17 protein-coding genes are annotated in these 20,830 nt (G+C 45.4%); 6 read left to right on the top strand and 11 right to left on the bottom strand.

Going from position 1 to position 20,830, the window contains the following annotated elements:
• The first annotated feature begins 71 nt into the window (after positions 1-71).
• Both BK120_RS05240 and BK120_RS05245 read left to right on the top strand, forming a co-directional pair.
• The gene (locus BK120_RS05240) at positions 72-1,061 is read left to right on the top strand and encodes an N-acetylglucosamine kinase (protein ID WP_076266424.1); all 990 of its coding nucleotides are present in this window, start codon (positions 72-74) and stop codon (positions 1,059-1,061) included.
• A 111-nt stretch (positions 1,062-1,172) separates the two neighbouring features.
• Complete coding sequence (locus tag BK120_RS05245) at positions 1,173-1,859, top strand: class I SAM-dependent methyltransferase (RefSeq protein ID WP_076266425.1); 687 nt, start codon at positions 1,173-1,175, stop codon at positions 1,857-1,859.
• Between the two features lie 9 nt (positions 1,860-1,868).
• On the opposite strand, the gene BK120_RS05250 is transcribed toward BK120_RS05245, so the two are convergent.
• The 3 genes from BK120_RS05250 to BK120_RS05260 are packed head-to-tail and all read right to left on the bottom strand — an operon-like array spanning position 1,869 to position 4,576.
• Positions 1,869-2,483, bottom strand: a complete 615-nt coding sequence (locus BK120_RS05250; RefSeq protein ID WP_076266426.1) for a class I SAM-dependent methyltransferase — start codon at positions 2,481-2,483, stop codon at positions 1,869-1,871.
• A 24-nt stretch (positions 2,484-2,507) separates the two neighbouring features.
• Positions 2,508-3,083, bottom strand: a complete 576-nt coding sequence (locus BK120_RS05255) for a class I SAM-dependent methyltransferase (RefSeq protein WP_076266427.1) — start codon at positions 3,081-3,083, stop codon at positions 2,508-2,510.
• Positions 3,084-3,127: 44 nt separating this feature from the next.
• Entirely contained in the window at positions 3,128-4,576 is a 1,449-nt protein-coding gene (locus tag BK120_RS05260; RefSeq protein WP_076266428.1) for a DEAD/DEAH box helicase, read from the bottom strand.
• A gap of 260 nt (positions 4,577-4,836) precedes the next feature.
• On the opposite strand from BK120_RS05260, the gene BK120_RS05265 reads away from it, so the two are divergent.
• Positions 4,837-7,077 (top strand): GDYXXLXY domain-containing protein, encoded by a 2,241-nt coding sequence (locus tag BK120_RS05265; RefSeq protein ID WP_179089747.1) that lies wholly within the window; start codon positions 4,837-4,839, stop codon positions 7,075-7,077.
• 189 nt (positions 7,078-7,266) lie between these two features.
• Here the strand turns inward: BK120_RS05265 and BK120_RS05270 are convergent, their stop codons facing one another.
• Together BK120_RS05270 and BK120_RS05275 are read right to left on the bottom strand one after the other, a co-directional pair.
• Complete coding sequence (locus tag BK120_RS05270) at positions 7,267-7,728, bottom strand: hypothetical protein (protein WP_076266430.1); 462 nt, start codon at positions 7,726-7,728, stop codon at positions 7,267-7,269.
• Between the two features lie 133 nt (positions 7,729-7,861).
• Positions 7,862-8,185: an MGMT family protein gene (locus BK120_RS05275; RefSeq protein ID WP_076266431.1), complete on the bottom strand. Its 324-nt coding sequence runs from the start codon at positions 8,183-8,185 to the stop codon at positions 7,862-7,864.
• A gap of 464 nt (positions 8,186-8,649) precedes the next feature.
• On the opposite strand from BK120_RS05275, the gene BK120_RS05280 reads away from it, so the two are divergent.
• Together BK120_RS05280 and BK120_RS05285 are read left to right on the top strand one after the other, a co-directional pair.
• Positions 8,650-9,090, top strand: coding sequence for a DUF1641 domain-containing protein (locus BK120_RS05280; RefSeq protein ID WP_054025638.1), 441 nt, complete (start codon positions 8,650-8,652; stop codon positions 9,088-9,090).
• A 36-nt stretch (positions 9,091-9,126) separates the two neighbouring features.
• On the top strand, positions 9,127-10,308 hold the full coding sequence (locus tag BK120_RS05285) for an NAD(P)/FAD-dependent oxidoreductase (RefSeq protein WP_076266432.1): 1,182 nt from the start codon (positions 9,127-9,129) through the stop codon (positions 10,306-10,308).
• Between the two features lie 65 nt (positions 10,309-10,373).
• Here BK120_RS05285 and BK120_RS05290 read toward each other — a convergent pair whose 3' ends face one another.
• The 3 genes from BK120_RS05290 to BK120_RS05300 are packed head-to-tail and all read right to left on the bottom strand — an operon-like array spanning position 10,374 to position 13,802.
• Positions 10,374-11,915 (bottom strand): extracellular solute-binding protein, encoded by a 1,542-nt coding sequence (locus BK120_RS05290; protein ID WP_083681636.1) that lies wholly within the window; start codon positions 11,913-11,915, stop codon positions 10,374-10,376.
• Positions 11,916-11,969: 54 nt separating this feature from the next.
• Complete coding sequence (locus BK120_RS05295; protein ID WP_256710802.1) at positions 11,970-12,839, bottom strand: carbohydrate ABC transporter permease; 870 nt, start codon at positions 12,837-12,839, stop codon at positions 11,970-11,972.
• Between the two features lie 18 nt (positions 12,840-12,857).
• On the bottom strand, positions 12,858-13,802 hold the full coding sequence (locus BK120_RS05300; RefSeq protein ID WP_256710803.1) for an ABC transporter permease: 945 nt from the start codon (positions 13,800-13,802) through the stop codon (positions 12,858-12,860).
• A gap of 254 nt (positions 13,803-14,056) precedes the next feature.
• Here BK120_RS05300 and BK120_RS05305 point away from each other — a divergent pair, with 254 nt between their 5' ends.
• Positions 14,057-16,357: a helix-turn-helix domain-containing protein gene (locus BK120_RS05305; protein WP_076266435.1), complete on the top strand. Its 2,301-nt coding sequence runs from the start codon at positions 14,057-14,059 to the stop codon at positions 16,355-16,357.
• Between the two features lie 71 nt (positions 16,358-16,428).
• Here the strand turns inward: BK120_RS05305 and BK120_RS05310 are convergent, their stop codons facing one another.
• From BK120_RS05310 to BK120_RS05320, 3 genes are all read right to left on the bottom strand, one after another.
• The gene (locus BK120_RS05310; RefSeq protein ID WP_076266436.1) at positions 16,429-17,376 is read right to left on the bottom strand and encodes a YbjN domain-containing protein; all 948 of its coding nucleotides are present in this window, start codon (positions 17,374-17,376) and stop codon (positions 16,429-16,431) included.
• A 24-nt stretch (positions 17,377-17,400) separates the two neighbouring features.
• A complete protein-coding gene (locus BK120_RS05315) occupies positions 17,401-20,205 on the bottom strand; it encodes a hypothetical protein (RefSeq protein WP_076266437.1) in 2,805 nt (934 codons plus the stop codon).
• Between the two features lie 233 nt (positions 20,206-20,438).
• Positions 20,439-20,810 (bottom strand): hypothetical protein, encoded by a 372-nt coding sequence (locus tag BK120_RS05320; protein ID WP_076266438.1) that lies wholly within the window; start codon positions 20,808-20,810, stop codon positions 20,439-20,441.
• Between the last annotated feature and the right edge of the window lie 20 nt (positions 20,811-20,830).

A 20,830-nucleotide genomic window follows, 5' to 3' on the forward strand; every position in this document is an offset into this window, starting at 1 on the left:
AAAATAATGCGATAGTTTGACCAAGCGTTCGTTCGACGCCTCACAAGCCACTACGAATAGGAGAGCTGCCTATGCATTTGCAAGAAGAGCAGGTTGTAATTGGAATAGACGGCGGCGGAACTCATACCCGCGTCATGGTGTGCAGTCATAGAGGAAATGTGCTTTCATATTTGGAACGAGGCTCCGCCTCTATTTACAAAGACGAGAAGGCAGCTGAAAATGTACAAGAAGCTATTACTCAAGCACTGCAGCAAGCTGGCCGCACTCCCTATCATGCGCTCGCGCTGGTTGCCGGTATTGCAGGCTTCGATTCGCCATCTGACCTCGAATGGATTCAGACATTAACAAAGCTTCCGGGGCTTACCTGCCCGATGTGGCATGTGAACGATGCGGTCTCGGCTCATAGAGGCGCATTAATGGGTGAACAAGGCATCGTCGTTATCGCCGGAACAGGCTCGATTATCGTAGGCATGACGGACGACGGACAAATGATTCGCAACTATGATTTTCACCATTACGCAGCTAGCGCAGCGAGATTTGTTGCCTATGATGCTGTATATGAGATGCTGGCTGGCAATTGTGATGATACGGACCGTGAGCTTCGCGAAACCATGCTTGTTCATTGGAATGTTTCAACGGCCCAGCAGCTTGCTGATATAGCCAAAAAAGGATTTGCGGATGATCGCCGTGCGCGAGACAAGCAGTTTGGGAAGTTCGCTCCTGCGGTTACTGAAGCTGCCGAGCGTGGAAGCCCTCTCGCTATCCGCGTGTGCAACCGTGCCATCGATCAAATAAAGGTAGGCATCGAAATGATTGCTGCCTCCTTCTATAGTGAAGAAGTTGCTGTTACCTTCACAGGCAGCGTTGCAAACAGCCCTTATTTTATTCGCGAGCTGGGCGAGAAGCTTCGGCAAGGAAACAACAAGCGCTACACCGTTGTTCAGCCTAAATTCCCGCCGGTAGTTGGCTCTATTTTACTCGCGTTGAAGCAGTTGGATATTGCCATAGATGATGACGTTATCCATAACCTAAGTGAATATACATTTGAGACTGCCGAATAGTAGCTTGATCCCACGTGGTGAATCGTTTACAACATGGCTATTGACCTTTCCGTTACGTATACCTTTAAGCTAGGGAGGAATCATTTTGAACCCTACTGAGGAGGAATTGCAATGCCAGACCATGATGTGATTTATAAGGAGGAAGCGGCGCGGTATCATGAATTAATCGCGAAGCAGCCGAGCGTGCAGCATTGGATCGAAGAGATAAGACCAATTAGAGGATTGGATATTGTAGATCTTGGTGCCGGCTCCGGCAGACTGACTGCCGTACTAGCCGATCAGGCCAAAACGATTGTTGCGCTTGATGCGTATGAACCTATGCTGCACGTAGCGGCAGAACGATTACGTTCTGCTGGCTGTACGAATTGGAGAACGCAGGTTGCTGATCATCGCGAACTGCCCCTTGCGAGCCAAAGCGCGGATCTCATCGTTTCCGGCTGGAGTATTTGTTACTTAGGCAGCGATAATCTACCGAACTGGGAGCAGAACCTACGGCAGGTTATGAGCGAAATGAAACGTGTGCTCCGCGGTAACGGAACCATTATTATTTTTGAAACGATGGGCACTGGCTTCGAAACGCCAAACCCGCCTGACTTTTTGAAAAAATATTACGCTGCACTTGAGCAGGATTATGGTTTCTCGCACAAATGGATACGAACGGATTATGCCTTTGACAGCGTGGAACAAGCGGAGCAATTAACACGATTCTTCTTTAGTGATGAATTAGCAGATAGGGTAGCGCGGGACAAGCTCATCCACCTGCCCGAATGCGCTGGTATTTGGTGGCTTTATTTGTAATCAAGCGTATTAGCCTGGCTTTTCTACACACCAAGTAGTCATGCAGCGTTTGTCTGCTACGATAACGGTTTTGAGCGGTTCGAACAAATGCCCGTTCAGCTTTGCCGTCATTCCAAGCAGTTTTTCCTCCGTAACCAGAAAACGTCTGCTTCCGTCAGGAAGCAGATATTGTCCTTCACCAAGCGGCTGCATACGGGACTCCATACCAATGGAGGAGGCCAACCTAGCGAACAGCTTCCCGCCTGGCTTAAGTACGCGCCACAGCTCGTCAACCATTTGATCAAAATGCTCCTCATTATCGGCAAAATGCAGAACTGCGCTGCTAATAATAAAGTCAAAGCTCGCATCGGCGAAGCTCATCTGCTCTACTGCCTCCACGCGTGCCTGCTCCCTCACCCATACAGGCGCTATCGATTCAGCTAACCGATGCACCTCCTGAATAGCAGCCTCTGAACGATCTATGGCATAAACTTCATAGCCGCTGCGGAGCAAATAGGTTAGGTTTCTCCCTGAGCCGCAGCCTGCATCAAGAATGCGCATATCCTTTGTCAGTGATCCCTTTAGCAGCTGATCAAATAAATAAATATCGATGCCGCCGAATTGCTCCTTCAATTCCATCTCCATAAATTGCTCCTCCTTCTATGAGGTCTACTTTACCTTGTATACATAAACCTTGGTCCGATACATATCGCGGCAAATAAGAGTTCGCTCAGGCTCCCAGTCTGGCAGCGCAAAGCATACGCTGATAACATGCGAGCCCGGCTTTAATTGATCGTGAAAAATCGGGCTTAAACGCCGCATCGCCCCTGGATACAAGTAACACACAACCATATCCACATCCCGGTACGAATATGTGTACAAGTCGCCTCTTTTGAACGACACATTTGTTCGATTTTCGAGTTTTGCGGCCATAAAAGATATCCACATGGGGATAACTGAATTTTCGATTCCGATGATTCGTAAGTTTCTGCTGGCTCTCCCCACTTGAAGCGCAAGCGTACCCCAGCCAGAGCCCGCTTCCACCATAACGCCGCGGCTTTGCAGCCGTCTGATCTCATCAACTACAACGCGTCGCACCGGCGCTGAGGAAGGCATAGGCGATATGCCGTTCCGCCAGCTTGCATATACGACGGACAGCAAGGCAATCAGCACGATAGCTGCCACGACCAGCAATACATTCTGATAGATGAAGCTTTCCACGATGATCCCCCTATCTTGTTTCATGGAGGATTCCGCTTTATTTCCCTAGTGTGAATCCGCTCTGTTAGTTAAGACTTATTCCCTCTGCGAACCTTCAGCTGCTTGCCCTTCACTGTCGTATTTCGCATAACCTCCAGCACTAGCGAGCCTTTGCCATTCAAAATTTCAACATCGGTAACATTATCCAAAATCGTAATAATACCGATATCTTCCGCGGACACGCCTTCTATTTTGGCAATGGTTCCAACAAAATCGACCGCTCTAAGCTTCTTTTTCTTGCCGCCGTTAAAGTTAAGCTTCATAATCTGTTTGTTCAGCTGCTCGCGCTTGTCTTTTTTGAGAACGGGACCGATATTGAGCTTCTGTTCAAAATCTTCTCTGCGAAGGTCAACCGCTTCTTCTGATGGCGCCTTCGCTTTGTTAATGCTAAATCCGATGTAGCCTTCTATTTCAGCTAGGCGCCTTGCATCCTTAGATGCTGCGAAGGTGATCGCTTTACCCGTTTTGCCAGCACGTCCCGTTCTGCCCGTACGATGAACATAACTTTCCTTCTCCAGCGGAATATCGAAGTTGATGACATGCGTAATATTCGTAATATCAATGCCTCGCGCTGCTACATCTGTTGCAACCAAATAACGGAATTGCCCTCTGCGGAACGCATTCATTACTTCAAAACGCTCATCCTGCTCCATGCCGCCATGGATGCGGTCGCACGGATATTCGAGCTCCGCCATTTGTCTGAACACTTGATCTACATTCTCCTGTGTCCGGCAAAAAATAATACAGCTGTCCGGATTTTCGACGATCATCACGTCTTGGAGCAGCTTAAACTTATCTGCTTCCTTCACCTCAATAACCGAGTGCTCAATCGTAGCAGTCGTAAGCCCCTCTGCCTTGATCTCTACTTGTACAGGAGTGTTCATATATCTATGCGCTAGCTTAGCTACATCCTCAGGGAACGTTGCAGAGAACAGCATCGTCACTCGATCCGTAGGAAGCTGCTGTATAATAGCTTGTACCTGCTCGATAAAGCCCATGTTCAGCATTTCGTCCGCTTCGTCGATGACTAGATATTTGATTCGTTCGATGGGGAGTGTTCCACGCTCAATATGATCATGTACGCGTCCAGGCGTCCCTACGACCATATGCGTTCTTTGCTTAAGCTCCGCTCTTTGGATATGGAAAGGCGCTTTACCGTAGACAGCCATCGATTTGATCCGCTTGAAACGGCCGATATTTGTAATGTCCTCGTTGACTTGCAGTGCCAGCTCCCTCGTTGGTGTCAGCACAAGCACCTGAGGCTTGTTTTCGTTCCAATCAACCAGCTCGCATAATGGAATGCCGTAGGCTGCCGTCTTGCCGCTGCCCGTTTGTGATTTAACGACCAAATCCTTTTGCTCAAGCGCAACCGGAATAACCTCGCGCTGCACCTCCGTTGGCGTTTCGTAGGACAAGCTCTCCAACGCTCGAACGATTTCTTGACTTAACGCATAATCCGCAAACTTTATTTCACTCATCTATAGACCTCTTCCGCACTTTAGTAGTTAAATCTTTCGTAACCATAAGAATAGCATAATAACGGCCCATTTGATTCATAAACCTTTGTACAGCCCAGCTTTCAAAATTTATTTGTTAGATCAACCGCTAAATCGGGTTATATCGTATAAGAGCTTGCTTCGCTCTAAGCTAGGCAGTACTACAAAAAGTGAGTACTAGTTCACTTTAGATTGGGTCATTATAATAAAAGCCAGATCAACTAGAAAGGCTTGTGAGTGCTATGCTTCGATTAAATGTTGCACGTGTTGGATTTCTAATGGGCGTTTCACTTCTGCTTGCTTCCATCATCTATTTCTTCGCTGCGAACTGGGGCGGCCTGGTCCGCGCCGATAAAATTCTCGCGTCTGCCGGCATCATGGTGTTATTCTATGGCGCAGCTTTCGTTTTTTCCAAAATGAAAATAATGCTTGGGCATCACTATTTTTTGTCTGTTACTTTTCTAGTCGGCGGCTGTGTCGCGTTTGGCGTGGCGGTTGCCCTTCTAAATCAAATATATAATTCACATGCGGACACCTATGAGCTGTTTCTCGTTTGGTCCATTCCTGCTCTGCTGCTTGCGTTCATTACCCGCTTTAATCCTTTTTATATCCTTGCCTATATACTCGTTCATCTAACCCTGTGGCAATACTTTTTCCCAAGCGCGTATTCTATCGTCCATAGCGACCAAGAAATTTTGCTGATTGGCTGGTTATTTGCGCTTATCAATCTTATTCTATTCGCATTAATAGAAGCCAAACGTCTCACATCAGCGCCGCTTAAATATATTAGCTTTATTGCCTTTCATATTTCATTGCTCGTCTTGACAAGTTCCGATCTATACGAACATTATGGCGCATGGATGAACGTCGCAAGCGCTGCGGCAATCGCGTTCGGATTCTATTATTTCGCCCAAGTGCGTCAGGACAAAATGATGCTTACCCTTAACGCGCTGGCTGCTTCCGCTTTCGCTGTATTTAAATATTTCGAGCTGATGTCCGAGCATTATTCCACCTTATTTTTTATATTCGGACTCCTCTTTGTCGCTTTATTACTCACAGCCAACGTCTTTTTCTTCCGTTACTTAAACAAGCTCGGCAAGCATCAGTCAAGCTCCAATGAACGAGCTGACCAAGCTTCCCATCCGTCAGAAGAACATAAGAGCACTCTTGTTGGCAAAATCGCATTCACAATCGTTACCGTAATCGGTGTTTTGATTGGCAGTATCTCCTTAGTAGGCTTAGTACTATTAGCTGCTGGTGAAATCCCGCCCGAAAACATTTTATTTGTCCTGTCAATGCTGTTTATTATTCCAACACTGCTGCTGACGCGCTTAAATACGGCTGTACGCTACACCGTGCTTACGATTGGATATATAGCTGGACTTATCTCTACCGCTTGGATTGATACTTCAGCCTTGTCTATTTTTTTCATAGCGGTACTGCTTGTCGGATGGTTCAAATGGCAAGGAAGGGTACCGCATTTCTTTATCTACACCTTACTGAATATCAATATCGCTATTCTTCTGTTTCAGTTATTTGGATCTGTTCATAATGCGGCTTCCTTCATCGTGTTCATCGTAACGTCGCTTAACGCAGTCATTTACGCAAGTCACCATCTGCTCAGAGAAGGCGCCTTCAAGATTCATGTTAGAGAATGCGGTTGGTTCTTTACTTTGCTGCTTCTATTTTGGCTAACCTTTATGGATAACATTTTCCCTTACTCATATGAGCTATTTAATATATTGAATTTCATTGTAGTTACGATCGCAGCCTTTCTATTTGTTAGGCGCAGCCAAGCCCTTGAAGCAGCCATAAGCTTCGTATTCTGGTTCATCTTCCTTGCGTTCAAATATTACGACTTGTTCTGGACGTTATTGCACAAGTCGATTACACTCGCTCTGCTTGGCGTGATTATCATAGCAGCGACATATATTTACGCCTATAGAACACGTGCAGCAGTGTCTGAACAAGCAGACTCATTCAGCCGATTGCTGCGCAGAAGCCCCGCTCTCATTGCAATCGTTGTAGTGCTGCAGCTCGGTTATGTCGGTTACCATGCCGCAGTAAGCGAAATATTGCTCTCGAGCGGCACTCCGATTAAGCTGGCCATCGTGCCGCTTGATCCACGGTCCATTTTGCAAGGCGATTATGTAGCGCTCCAATACAATATTTCGGCACCGCCAGATCACATCGCTCAGGAACTGGAAAGACGTCCAAGCAACAGCCGAATTAAGGTCGTGCTTCAACAAGGAGCCGGCGGCGTATACAACTTGGATCGTTTATATAAAAAAGGTGAGCCTTTAGCTGACAAGGAAATCATTATTAACGGTTCCACTAGCGGCTGGAGAAACATCCAGTACGGCATAGAATCTTATTTTGTACCCGAAGGCACTGGGCTGGAAACGGAGCAAAATGCCCGCTTCGCGTATGTAATGGTTGGAACAAAAGGCGACGCTATCCTAGAGAAATTAACGAAAGAATAGTGCTGTACAATTGACCGCCAAGAAACAAAAAAGAAGCAGGACCTATACAGCGCAACAGCGCTGTGGAGGTCCTGCTTCTTTCAAAATAGAAAGAAATATTACATTTACTTCTACTTCGCTTATATTTGCCCAACAACGCTGCTTCCGTTTGCTGAGGACGTTGAAGGCTTTTTTTGCATACTCATTCGATTATCCGTGCATCAATTTGTTCAATTCCGTAAATTCCTCTAAATAACCGTTTCTCTCCAGCTCCATTAATGCCTTCCGAATGCTGGTCTCATCCTCGCCAGATTGATCTGATAGTGCTAAGAGCTCAGGCAATGTAATGTTTTTATGCTCCTTGCAATACGTGAGCAGCCCTTTGGCTGCCCAAGATAAGCGATCATCCTGGAATTCACCGATCATTTTACGGAACAATTTATGTGGGATTAGCTGCTCGTCAACTAAGGCTTGCATCGCTTTTATTGCAAGTTTTGTCGTCATACGGCCTTTTTTTGCAACCTCGTCTAAGGTGAGCGATGCGGAATCCGCCGTGCTTGAGCTGAGTACAATATAAATCATTTGCGAATAAATATCCAAGCTTTGGTTATAAAAAATTTCGGTGGAAACAGTGAAGTTTCTAACGTTTCCCGGTGTAATTTCTGTTGTCATGTTCTTTCTCTCCCTTCCGAATGGTCTATACCATAATAAAGGTTCGGATACGGGGTTTCAAATGGGGCCTCATTAGAAAAAGTTAATCGCAGCCGCTTAACCGCGAAGAAACATAATTTTTATCCAGGTAAGGTCATCTTTCTTCTTCTCTTTCCGGATTGTAGCGGTATTTTTCCAAATCAATTCGCCCGTCCTCGCTCGCTGAAACACCTTCCTCTTTTAAATAAAAGATCTGCATGTAACGAGCTTCCTCCTCTTGAATCGATATCTCCCCTTTTGCATTAACAACTCTGTGCCAGGGAAGATTATAAATGCCGCTCATCGAATGCAGAACTCGGACAACCTGCCTTGCTCCCCTGCGATTGCCAGCCAGTTCTGCGACTTGACCATACGTCATTACGGTGCCTTCCGGAATCGCCTTAATGATGGATACAACTCTTTGCGTATAGGGCTGCATATTAGAACTCCTTTAGGTATGTTTAGGTATGTTTTTAATCATTGTTTTTTATTATCATAACTGAATTGCGCTTCATTTACGCTTGTTGAACGATAAAGCGTTTAAAATCACGGTACATCATTCCATTTAATATCCATAAATTGGATGATTAATCAACGAAAAGCAGCTATATGCCTGAATGTCAGGAATATTCCAAATCTTTTTACCGAAAGCAATAAATTTCTTTTTAACTTTTGGTGAAAACGATGTAGAATAGAAACAAAGGGTTTAATCCGATTACGTCATACGCGCATTCACATCCTTCTGCCTCACGCAGAAATAAGACTGTTACGTCCGCATAAACATTTTTCGAATAACTATGTGAAAAGTGTAACAATCTTTCAGGATGCATCTTTAACTTTAGCGGCTGACACAATTGAGACTACAACTTACTTTCAAATTTACGTAAAGGAGGACATTCTATTATGTCACAACCATCTGCTGGACAAGAGGTTGCAGCTAGCCTCGTCGAAGAAAAACAAACGTTGGATGTACTTGATCAATTGATGAAGCCGGAGGTTCAAGAGTCTCTAACTGTACTCGTGGACAGCCTGCCTAAATTAGCTGAAATGGTTACTCTAATGACCAAAGCTTATGATTTTGCACAAAACATCGCTACAGACAAAGTGTTGATCAACGATTTCGCTCAAGGTATCGGTGAATTCGTTAAACCGGTTCAAGAGAAAGCAAAAGGTATCGCAACAGCAGCTATTGAAGCTGGCGAGCGCTCACAAGAAGCGGCTAACTCTTCTGTTGGCCTATTCGCTATGTTGAAAATGCTTAAAGATCCGGAAGTTCAAAAAACGCTTCGTTTCGCGCAAGCTTTCCTTAGTGTTTTGTCTGAACGCAAAAACGATAAAGTATAATACACCGAATACGTATAGAACGAACGGAGGATGAACATGTCGAAGCAAATACTAATTCTTGGTGGCGGTTATGGCGGTCTTCTTACTGCTCTAACAGCACGCAAACATTTGACTGCAGCAGAAGCTAGCATCACAATCGTAAACCGTTTTCCAACTCACCAAATCATTACTGAGCTGCACAGACTTGCTGGGGACACAATCGCTGAGCAAGCGGTCGCTCTTCCACTTAGCAAGCTTCTAGGCGACAAACAAGTTAACATCATCGTTGACTCGGTTAAAGAAATTAAACCTAACGAGAAGCAAGTGGTTCTTGAAAGCGGACAAGTGCAAAAGTACGACACTCTTGTTGTAGCACTTGGAAGTGAAACGAACTACTTCGGCATTCCAGGATTGGAAGAGAACAGCCTTGTTCTTAAATCCGTTGCTGATGCTAACAAAATCCGCAAGCATGTTGAAGATCGTCTTGACGCTTACAAAAAATCAGGCAACAAAGCTGATGCAACAATCGTTGTTGGCGGCGGCGGCTTGACTGGCGTTGAGCTTGTTGGCGAATTCGCTGACAGACTTCCTGAGATTTGCCGCAGCAAAGGCATCGACTTCAATGATATTTCGCTGTATTGCGTAGAAGCCGGCCCTGCCGTTCTGCCAATCTTCCCGAAAGTATTGATCGATCGCGCTGTAACAAGCCTTGAGAAACGCGGTGTTAACTTCATCACTAGCGTAGCGATTACAGAAGCGACAAAAAGCTCCGTATCGCTTAAAGACGGACGTACGATTGAATCCAGCACAATCATTTGGACTGGCGGCGTTAAAGGTAATCCAGTTGTCGGCAGCAGCGGACTTGCAGAAGACCGTGGCCGTTCACTTGTTACACCAACGCTTCAATCGACTTCACACGCTGATGTATTCCTTGCTGGCGACTGTGCAGTTGTATTCCCAGAAGGCAGCGAACGTCCTTACCCTCCAACAGCTCAGCTTGCTTGGCAAATGGGCGAAACGGTAGGCTACAACCTAGCGGTTCAAATCAAAGGCGGCGTTATGGATAAGTTTGTACCTGTATTCTCCGGAACACTGGGCAGCCTTGGCCGTAAAGATGGCGTAGGCACAATCGGCGGCAACGCGACTCAGCTTAAGGGCTTGCCTGCTTCCCTTATGAAGGAAGCTAGTAACGTTCGTTACCTGTCGCATATTCACGGTTTGTTCGCACTAGCTTACTAATATACACAAACAAGAAGAAGGAGGGCAGCAGCCCTCCTTCTTTTTGTTATATCCATCAGCTAACCTTACTTCTGCAATGCCTGCCATTCTTTAAATTGCTTCTGATATTCAGCGACGACCTTATCAAGACCAGCAGCCTTTAAGCTTTGAAGAGCTGCCGGGAAGTATTTATCGTAGGATACCACGCCCATTTTAATTGGAATGATCTTCGATTTCACTTCGGAAAGCACATTCGCATATTCAACAGCAATCGGCTCCGTATTTAGGCGGAAACCAAGAACAGGTGAGAATTCCACTGGATTCGATGGCTCTGTCGTTTGCATTTTCAAATAATCTTCCGGCGTTTTCACATCAAACAACATATAGTTAATGTTGCCGATCATCCACGAATCAAAATAATACGATTCATCATTCGCGTCACGAATAAATTCTGCCGTACGCTCGCCTACCGCTTTGTAGTGCGTGCCTTCTTCCCCATATAGGAACAGGTTATGGTTATCCTTATTGCTGTACAGCCAGTTCAAGAACATAATAGCTGCTTCTGGGTGCTTCGATGTAATTGGAACTGCATTTGTATTTCCGAATGCCAAGTATTGAAGCAGCGGTTTCTCTTCTGCCAAATAACCCTCGCCTACTTTTGCCTCTGGGTTATTTCTTGCAATTGCGATCGAAGAGTACAAAGCACCGTTCGTGCTGTAAATAAAATCGCCCAGTGTCATGGCTTTGTCGCGCTCTTCCTTCTTATACGTCAAAATATCAGGGTTAATCAGCTTTTTCTCATAAAGTTGGCGGAAAAACTCTGCATCTTTTTTGAATTCTTCACTCTCGAGCCACGAGCTTATATTGCCCGCTTGATCGACCTTAATGATTTGTTCGCGGTAATCTACAAAAAATGGCCATGAATCGTACGTACGATGTAAAAATACTGGCGTAACATCCGTTTCCGTTTGAATATATAATTTCTTGCCGGAAGCCTGCTGCATCTTCTCAGCCGTTGCGATAAGCTCGTCCGACGTTTTTGGGAAAGGCATACCTACTTTATCGAGCAAGTCTTGGCGGAAGCCAAGCGTACCCATCTCACCGCTGCCTGAGGTCTCATAACGCCATACAGCCGGGACGGAATAGATTTTACCATCGATCTTCGCGGCATCCCATGCGTAGTCAGGAATGATTTTTTTCAGCTCTGGACCATACTTGTCAATGAGCTCATCGAGCGGCTGAAGCGCGCCTCGCCCAACATAAGAGCCTGTAGGCACGGAGCTGTTCTCCATAACATGAAGCATGTCAAACTCGTCACCTGTGCTCAGCATTAGGTTGGTTTTCTGATCCCAAGCATCCCAAGGGATAAAATTTATTTCCAGCTTAACGTTAACACCGTCAGCCTTCAGTTTTTCGTTTACTTTTTGGACAACCTCATCGGTATGAGGTTTGGCTGTACCCGGAATCACGTATTTCAGCGGCAATACTTCAGAGTTATCTCCTTCGTTTCCACTGGCATTGCCATTTGAACCCGCTTTGTCTCCCGCATTACTGCAAGCCATCATAAGAACGAGCATCATAACAATAACCAAGCTTGCCGGAATAAAGCGCAACTTCCTGTTGTTCATCTTGATTAACCCCTCTCTGAATCTTTAATTATATATGGCCCTAAGGCGACATATCTATCCTTTGACTGCTCCAACGATAAGACCCTTGATAATAAAACGCTGCAGGAACGGGTAAAGCAGTACGATAGGACCAATGGTTATGATAGCTACCGCCATTTTGAATGATTCGGTCGGAATCGTTATGTTGGAAGTAACCAAGCCCTGCATCTGGTTCACCATATTGATCTCGGATTGCAGCTTATACAATAAATATTGCAAAGGGTACAAGCTTTCTTTGTCTACCAGCATGATCGCGTTGAACCAATTGTTCCAATAACCTAATCCGTAAAATAAAGCGATCGTTGCCAGTACCGGCAAGGATAATGGAAATACGATGCGAAACGCGATATAAGCATCGCTTGCTCCGTCGATTCTTGCGCTCTCTAGTAGAGCTTCTGGCAGCTCCTGCATGAAATTGCGTACGAGAAACAAATTAAAAGGACTGAATATTAAAGTCGGTACGATAAGGGCAAGCAGATTGTTTTTGAACCCTAAAAGGTCATTCATCATGTACCAAGGCACAAGGCCTGCGTTAAAGAGCATCGTGATGAAGAAAAACAACGCAATTGGATTGCGGTAACGAACCTGTCGATTGGCAAGCATATAACCGGCCATTCCTGTGATGACGACTGCCGCTAAAGTACCAATAACCGTGACGCCGATGGAAACCCCATAGCTTTGCAGCAGCTGATCATTACTGCCGAATACCGATTTATAGGCTTCTAATGAAAAGTGATCCGGTATAAAGCTGTAGCCTTTTCTCAGGATAGACTCCTCATCCGAGAAAGACACGATGAGAACGAGCAGGATGGGAAGCGTACAAAGCAGTGCGAACAACAATACAAAAAGCGTATTAACGATTTGAAATACATCTATTTTTTTCAAGCACATTCCCTCCTTTCCTTAGAACATCGCGCTATCTTTATTGAATTTCTTCACAATCCAGTTGGCAGATAGAACAAGCACAAATCCAACGACAGATTGATACAATCCAATTGCCATTGCGATCGCAGGATTGCCCGATGTACGAAGCGTTCGGAACGTATACGTATCGATAACATCCGTTGTCGAATAAAGCATGCCATTGTCGCCGATAATGGCGTAGATCATTCCGAAATCGGAGTAAAAGATTTTACCGATCGCAAGCAGCGTTAGAATAGATACCGTCGGCATCAACATTGGAATCGTAATGGATTTAATTTGCTGCCAACGATTGGCTCCATCGATTTTTGCGGCCTCATACAAGGAATCATCAATTGCTGTAATCGCTGCTAAATAGATGACGGCGGACATGCCTGTCTCTTTCCAGATGCTGAGTCCGACCAAAATCCATGTCCATGGCTTAGGATCGGAATACCAATTGTGCGGATCAAAACCAAACGTCTCCAGCATGTTGTTGATAAGGCCATGCTCGGTTGCAAACAAGCTGTAGACGATGTAGCTGACGATAATCCACGATAAGAAATGCGGGAACAACAGCGTCGATTGCGATACTCGCTTAAATACGCGTGAGCGAATTTCATTCAATAGAATAGAGAATGCCAGCGCTACAATCGTCCCAAATAAAATAGATAAAAAGTTCAGCTTAATCGTGTTCCAAGTGACCATCGCAGCCGCCGTTGAGTTGAAGAAAAACTCGAAGTTTTTCCATCCTACCCAGTCGCTCTCGAAGATGCCCTTTGTATAATTGAACTTTTGAAAAGCGATAACCATATAAGGCAGCGTCATATAACCGTATACGAATGTGTAAAGCATCGCCGGCAAGACGAGCAAATATGAAATCTTGTTCCGCTTAATGTCGGTAAAAAAAGTGTATCGCTTTTGCCGTTGACCTTTAGGCTTGCTCACAGCAGCATCTCCCTTCATGATGATTTGTTTGTTTTCGGTGATTTCAGTATGCGCCGCGGCAAGTATCGCTGAATAGTTAAAATCTTGATAAACCCTTTAAAATCAAGGCTTTTGGGGACTATAAAAATCAGTTAAACCTTCAATTTTTGCTAATATAGCGAAGGAACATTGCATTAAAGAAGGATGTATTTTAAAGTTTTCTAAATAAACAATGTAAGCGATTCATTTATTAACGGAGTAAGGAGACAGGCCCGATGAAATGGAAGCAATTATTTAATTATTCCGTTTACCGCAAGATGTTGATTTATTACATCCTACTCGTCGCTCTCGCTGTTCTAGCTGTCAGCAGCACCTTGTACTTTTTCTTTGCTTCCAAAACGGAAGAGACGATCAGCAAAAACGTCATTTCCATGCTGCAGCAAACAAGCTATACCTCCAGCATCGTTCATGAGCAAATTGAAACGATAGGCAACCATTTGTTAAGCAATAATCGCATCATTACCGTACTGATGAATAAAGAACATGATTATGTACAAGATCGTGACGCGATGGATATTCTTCTGGATATCCAGTCCACTTATCCGTTCATTAAATACATTGGCATTTATAATGATCATACGAAGCGGTATTTGAACACGGCGGGGACAACCTATGTGTTAAATGATTTGGAGAAGGAGCGAATTACGGATATCAATCACTTACAGTACATGGAGTTGTTCGCAAACCAGCTGCGTATGCCAAACGCTCCAAGCACAAGCAAGCCGGAACATGTGCTCACTGCGATTTTGCGTCCAAACTATGCGCTTACCTCTGCATACAAAGGAGCTATCACCATCCATGTGGATGAGCAGTATATTTTGAATACGATCAAAGCGATTAGCAGTGCTAACGATGATGTATTTGTCATGAATGCAGACGGGCTTGTATTATCCCATACCGATGCGAACCAGTTCATGCAAAGCTTCGCATCGATGCCCCATATCGAACGAATTCTGAATTCGTCCATGAATGCGGGACATTTCAAGGCTAAAGTAAACGACTCGAAACAGCTGGTCACTTTTGTGAAATCAAACCAGCTGAATTGGTATTTTGTCAGCGTTAAGCCTTACCGATTGCTTATTTCGGATATTTCTGTATTGCGAACCTTTACCGGCTTGATCGCTATCGTCATTATTGCGCTTGGTGCTTTAACAGCTTTCTTTGCCACAAATAAGCTCTATAATCCGCTTGGCCGTCTTATTAAAAAAGTGCATGAGGTCACGGGCAACAAAAAACCGCTCGCTGAGCAAAATCAAAATGAATTTGCCCTGCTCTCCGAGGCCTTCTCCAACGTCATCGATCAAGCAAATATGGTTGAATTGGAGCAGAAGCAGTCTTTGCCGGTGCTAAAGAAAACCTATCTTCAGCATTTATTGCATGGAACGCTGCATGACTTATCGGCGACACATATGATCCAATCTGCGATTAATGAGCATTTTACCAGCTCGAATTATGTCGTTATCGTCGCGCAAATTGATCGGTTTGCGGAGTTTGCGCAGCATAACAATCAGACAAAACAGGGACTTTTCCGCTTTTCTGTCAGTAATATTACGAGTGAGCTGCTTCAGAAACACGCGAAAAACGAAACGATCGTCGTCGATGAGCAGACACTCGCTATTTTATTGTTTCTGGATTCGCCATCCGTGCCCGAGCATATCTTATTAACCCTTGGCGAAATTCAAGAAATCATCTATAACTATTTCAAATTTACGGTTACGTTCAGCCTAGGCGAAACGGTTAATGACAAATATGAAATTGATCGTTCCTTCGAATCGGCGCAGGAATACGCCAAGTATCGTTTCTTCTACGGACATCAGGCTATTATTCATGAAGCTATGGTTGTTAAGGTCATGCAGCAAGCAAGTGTGTACCCTGCAGCAGCTGAGAAGAAGCTATGCGAGGAGCTTCGTTTAAACCACAATGACAAGGTCAATCAAGCACTTGATCAATTTATGAAGCAGCTGGGCGAGATGAGCTACTATCAGGCTATCTCCAGCGCAAATCAACTTTTGAACGCCCTTTTGCGTGATTTTGACGGCGCGCTGCCCATTATGCAGGAATACTCCAAAGAATATTACGATACAGTTAACCAATTGCAGAAGCAGGAAACGCTTCAAGAGGTTCATTCGCTGCTTCGTCATTTCTGTACCCTTATCGGCCTCATGATGGACAAGAAGCAAACGACCAAAACAGATACGTTGATTGAATCGGTTTGCGCTTATTTGCAGAAGCATTATCATGAGTCTGATCTGGGCATTGAAACGATAGCGGAGACCGTACAGTTATCTCCCGGCTACCTCGGCAAGCTATTCCGCAGCCATACGCAGCTGTCATTTAATGATTATTTAAAGAAGATTCGGCTGGAGGAAGCTACGCGGCTTCTTACGACAACAAATGATTCCATTGCGGTCATCAGCGAAAGTGTCGGTGTGCTCAACACAACCTATTTCTTCACCCTGTTCAAAAAAACATACGGTATTTCACCCGCTCAGTACCGTGATCAACATACAAAATAAACACAAAAAGGGCTGTTTGCACAGGGGAGGGTACACCCTTCCTGCAAACAGCCCTTTGGTTATCGATGATATTAGCGTTTAAGCACTTCACGAATTTCAGAAAAATAAGACTCTACCGCTTCAAGATGGTTGCCGAGTATTCTGCTGAATACCTCAGAGTCATACGTTTTTCCGGCATAATAGGAGGATCGGAATCTTAGCTCGCCATCCTCATCATCCAGCTCGAAGCTGCCACTTAGCAGGCCCATGTTCTCGTTCAATAACAACAAGGCAAGCTCCTGGCGCTGATGCTCAGGGACGAGCTCCGGATAGACGGAATAAACCGCACAATAATCCTGAACCTCCTCGATCCGTATGAGACCAACCCAGCTTTCGCCTTTGCTAGTAAAGATAAGCTTGTACAATTGATCGTCTATAACCTCATATTTCAGTTCATTTTCCGTTAGAAATGATGTGATATGCTCATTCAAAGCCTCATTTGCAATAGAAGGCTCCTCTGTTACTGAAATTCCTTGATCCATTTCTGCAGCCCACGCCGTTCTGAATCCCATCTTTAAGACGCCTTCACCCTTCAATGCTTCAGGCAAAACGACGCTTTGCTTTAATTCCAGCGCAAGCCAGCTCTCGGTATGATCTAAGCTCAGCAGCTTGCTCGTTGGCTCCGTACTTGAGCGCACACTATCAAATATAGCTTCTGCATCGAATCCATGCTGAGCAGCCAGCTTCGTCAAGCTTGGCCTTAGCGCGACATGAACTTCTACAGGTTGATTCTCATCCATAACCGCGCTGCTTCCTGTCCTCATGCTGGCGATCAAGTTAAACCACTCGTTCTCCATAATATCTTGATAAGTTTGGCCGCTAACCTCGATCATCATCTGACAAGAAAGCGACTCCTCGAAGCTTTGAAAATTAATTTTTCGCAAGACAGCAGGCACAAACTCTCCCGTCAGCGTATGGAAATTTATCGGCAGCTCTGTAGTAATGCTTGTATCTCCCGTGTACTTCTGTTGTTTGGACATGACTACGATCACTCCTAGCAAATGTTAACCTATTTCGTGCCCTGCCAATTCCCCTGAAATGGACCCCGATCCGCTCGCATCCTGCTCATATTGCAGCTTTCCAAGCCGCTTGGACTTCTCTACCGCTACATTCACGATGCCTGCTTCCACTTCGAATGACTTCGTTTGCGTAACTTCCAATGCAATTTCCCAGCCTTTGGACTTATTATCTTTATCCCACTTTTTGCTAAATCCGATACTCAAATCTAGTGAGCTTGCGAGCGCTATTTTGTTTCCTTGTTCAATCGCACTCGCGCTTGAATCACCTGTTAGCCAACCGCGAATCGTATCATTGACGGTTTCGTCGCCTTGGATTTTTGAGGCAAGGCTTTTGCCGACTGCTTCAAATTGCGGAACTACAAATAACAGATCCGTTCCGGTATCCAGAGCTGAGCCTGCACCCTTCGCCAACATATCCTTATCCTTTTTCACTTTACTAGTGATAATGCCAACGAGATTTTTGGCCGAGCCTGCTACAGGTGTCGCTACTTTCGATGCAATCTTGACCCATTCGCCCGCATCTTCACCGAATTGGAATGGAATAGAGCCGCTAGCTGTAATTTCGAGCGATCTCAAATTATTATTAATTACGGAACCTGCGGCTTCGAGTCCAAAACCGATGTCGTTGCCGCCCAGCTTCACCTTCGCTTCGGCGGAGGCCTCCATAACATGCACATTCATACCTCTGCGGAGGGTTGCTGCCTTTTCCTTCAGCTTCGTCAGATCCGTTGCTCCGCCAAATCCGTTAGGCGATTGTTTCTCAAGAGCTTCTTTGTCAAAGCGGCCTAAGAACTTGTAGCCAAGGGCTGCTCCCATTTCGGCTACCCCGGCATTCGCTTCAGCCTCTCCCTTAAAGGTCAAGCCAATATCAACATGATTGCCTGCTTTTTGCAGCTCTTTTTCCTCGATCATAGCTGCCCATATTTCTGCTTCTTCGACCTCGGCCATACCGGATTTACCTCCCATACCCCAGAGATAATCCGCTGCCCTATCGGAAATGTTTCTTATTTGCCTGTACATGCCGTACGAGGTTAAATTCATGACACCGGCTGAATCCGTTCCTATGCTCTCCAGGAAGAAGCCCGCACGGAAATTGGCGTCGAAACCAAACGACTGGAAGCCGGCACCGAATGTAATTTCAGCGGCCATCGTTAATTCTTTATCTTCCCTGCCTACCGAGCCTGCCAGTCCGAACAGAACATAGACGCCGCTAGCATGAACGGGTATTTTCAAATCAAAGCTGAACGAGCTGGAGTCGCCAATATTCGGCGCGGCTAGATCAAGCACCTTGCCTATGACGAAGAGCCCTTTGTTCAGCGTAGGAGCCTCTACTGTTTTTTTAATGGCTTTGCCGGCTATATCATCCGCCGTAACCTGTTCCTTCGTTTTCTCAGCAAGTGCGGTAAGCTGCGCAGCATCCGGCTTCGAGCCCGGCACCTTTTTGTCGCCTTTCGTAATGCTTCGAACGGCGTTTACCGCTTCGGTTTGTTTGCTCTTCAGCAGTACAATCGCTTTCTTCTCGGCACCAGCTAAAGCCGCTTCATTTACTTTTACACCCGCAGCGTTTGTACGTGCTACGCCATATGCTGAGGCTTGTGCTGCTTCTTTCAGCAGCTTCTTAATATCCCCTTCAGGCAGCACTCTTTTCGTGATATTGACTGCCTCAGTGGTCATAGCTGCATCGACAGAGCCCTTGGAGGTTGCATGTGCTTCCTTCTTCGCCATCATGCCGGTAAATTTCTTATCGAGCTGCGTTTTGCCCGATGTTAGTGCATTCGTGTCCAATTGATTGTCAATATCCGTTCTCGACTGCTCTCGCGCAGCATCTTTCATCTTCTGACGAAAAGCATTAAGCTCTTTGGATCTTCGCCAAGCGCCTCGTCCTACGCCGAGCTTCATAACGACAGCTTCTTTGATGGGTTCATACAGCTTATTCGTATAAACCGTATTAATAACAGCCGGCTGAACAAGCGTACTATCCATTTGATGCCGATTTTCCACTTCTGCCTTACCCAAATCGCCAACGTCTACACTGCTATCGAGAAATGCTGCACTTTGCTTGACCTTGTCCACAGCATCCTTTTTAATCTGTGCAAGAGATACATTAGACAACCGTTCAGCTTCAGCAGTTGCCTCCCTCGTCGCCTGTGCGTTCGCCGCTAACACTTGTTTAGCTAAAGGAACCTCAGGCCTTGCCTCCGTCTTGTTATAGCCTTCAATGAACTTATTCGCCAGCAGGCTCTTTTGGCTCGATGGAAGCTTGCTCACGACAGTATCACTCGCATATTTCTTCAACGTATCAGATACGATGCCTTTTGCAGCTACATGTTCTGCAGCATAAAGCTTTTCATCTGCCTTCTCATGAGCCTCTGCTACACCGTTCTGATCGATATTCGCTTCTACCGCCGTCTTGGCTTTAGCCTGCAGGCTAGCTCTTAGCGACGCCGTTTGTTTATCACTATTTAAGAACGTATGTATATGCTGACTCGTTTGCTGAATAAGCCCATCATAGAGCTGCTGTGGTTTGACAGTGACCTGCGTATCACGATCTGCTTTGAGCTCATCCTTTCGAACGTCTTTAGGTGACTTCTGAGGGGCAGTCGCAGCCCCGCCTACTAGTGCACTCGTAGACTGATTGCCTGCCGTCTGCTGCAATTGCAGGAGCTGCCCAGCATTCACAGCCGGTGATTGAGGTGATTGCTGTGGCTGCGCAGGTGCAGTGCTTTGCGTCGGAGGAGCTGGTTTTGGTTTAGCAACGGTTGGATTCGAGCTTCGTGAGAAAAAAGGCATGGACGGCCCACCTCTATATAGTCTTATATACTAAACGGATATGATGAAAATAAATGGAACATATTACTATTATACACTAGGGTTACTAGACTTAAAGAACTGTTTTACGCAAAAAAACACCACAAGGAATGATCAAGCATCCCTTAGTGGTGTTTTGCATCACTCGGTAATACTTAGAATTACTTAGTCATATATAACCCAACTAAGTGATTCTAAATATTACCATTTTTCCATTAGCTCCATGCTTCAATATCATCATCATCAATTTCTTCCTCTACAACCGGAGAAGCTTTTGGGTCAGGAATGGGAGCAGTGACTGCGGCGCTAACTTCAGCGATCGCTGCTGACAATTGTTCCTCCCCTGTTAATGGAGAACTGATTTCACTGCCTTGCTGCAGGGCCGATGAGCCTTGCAATCGACTTCTCTCCATCGGAACAAAAGCTTGTAAATTCCGAACGCCGTTTACGGCGATCTCGTTTTCAACCAAATATCGAAGAGAATCCATGAGATTCGATTGTGAATTCAACCAAAGCATAATTAAGGGATCTTCTGATTTTTTTGTTTTCAAGCTTATATTTTCACCGGGCAGTTTTGTTTTCTTCATACCTCTCACCTACCAGAATC

Source organism: Paenibacillus sp. FSL A5-0031, from assembly GCF_001956295.1.
Lineage (GTDB): Bacteria > Bacillota > Bacilli > Paenibacillales > Paenibacillaceae > Pristimantibacillus.

Bases quoted from the DNA above. Each gene is read 5' to 3' on its own strand.
- BK120_RS05240 (WP_076266424.1), top strand. From the start codon at position 72: ATGCATTTGCAAGAAGAGCAGGTTGTAATTGGAATAGACGGCGGCGGA.
- BK120_RS05245 (WP_076266425.1), top strand. From the start codon at position 1,173: ATGCCAGACCATGATGTGATTTATAAGGAGGAAGCGGCGCGGTATCAT.
- BK120_RS05250 (WP_076266426.1), bottom strand. From the start codon at position 2,483: ATGGAGATGGAATTGAAGGAGCAATTCGGCGGCATCGATATTTATTTA.
- BK120_RS05255 (WP_076266427.1), bottom strand. From the start codon at position 3,083: ATGAAACAAGATAGGGGGATCATCGTGGAAAGCTTCATCTATCAGAAT.
- BK120_RS05260 (WP_076266428.1), bottom strand. From the start codon at position 4,576: ATGAGTGAAATAAAGTTTGCGGATTATGCGTTAAGTCAAGAAATCGTT.
- BK120_RS05265 (WP_179089747.1), top strand. From the start codon at position 4,837: ATGCTTCGATTAAATGTTGCACGTGTTGGATTTCTAATGGGCGTTTCA.
- BK120_RS05270 (WP_076266430.1), bottom strand. From the start codon at position 7,728: ATGACAACAGAAATTACACCGGGAAACGTTAGAAACTTCACTGTTTCC.
- BK120_RS05275 (WP_076266431.1), bottom strand. From the start codon at position 8,185: ATGCAGCCCTATACGCAAAGAGTTGTATCCATCATTAAGGCGATTCCG.
- BK120_RS05280 (WP_054025638.1), top strand. From the start codon at position 8,650: ATGTCACAACCATCTGCTGGACAAGAGGTTGCAGCTAGCCTCGTCGAA.
- BK120_RS05285 (WP_076266432.1), top strand. From the start codon at position 9,127: ATGTCGAAGCAAATACTAATTCTTGGTGGCGGTTATGGCGGTCTTCTT.
- BK120_RS05290 (WP_083681636.1), bottom strand. From the start codon at position 11,915: ATGAACAACAGGAAGTTGCGCTTTATTCCGGCAAGCTTGGTTATTGTT.
- BK120_RS05305 (WP_076266435.1), top strand. From the start codon at position 14,057: ATGAAATGGAAGCAATTATTTAATTATTCCGTTTACCGCAAGATGTTG.
- BK120_RS05310 (WP_076266436.1), bottom strand. From the start codon at position 17,376: ATGTCCAAACAACAGAAGTACACGGGAGATACAAGCATTACTACAGAG.
- BK120_RS05315 (WP_076266437.1), bottom strand. From the start codon at position 20,205: ATGCCTTTTTTCTCACGAAGCTCGAATCCAACCGTTGCTAAACCAAAA.
- BK120_RS05320 (WP_076266438.1), bottom strand. From the start codon at position 20,810: ATGAAGAAAACAAAACTGCCCGGTGAAAATATAAGCTTGAAAACAAAA.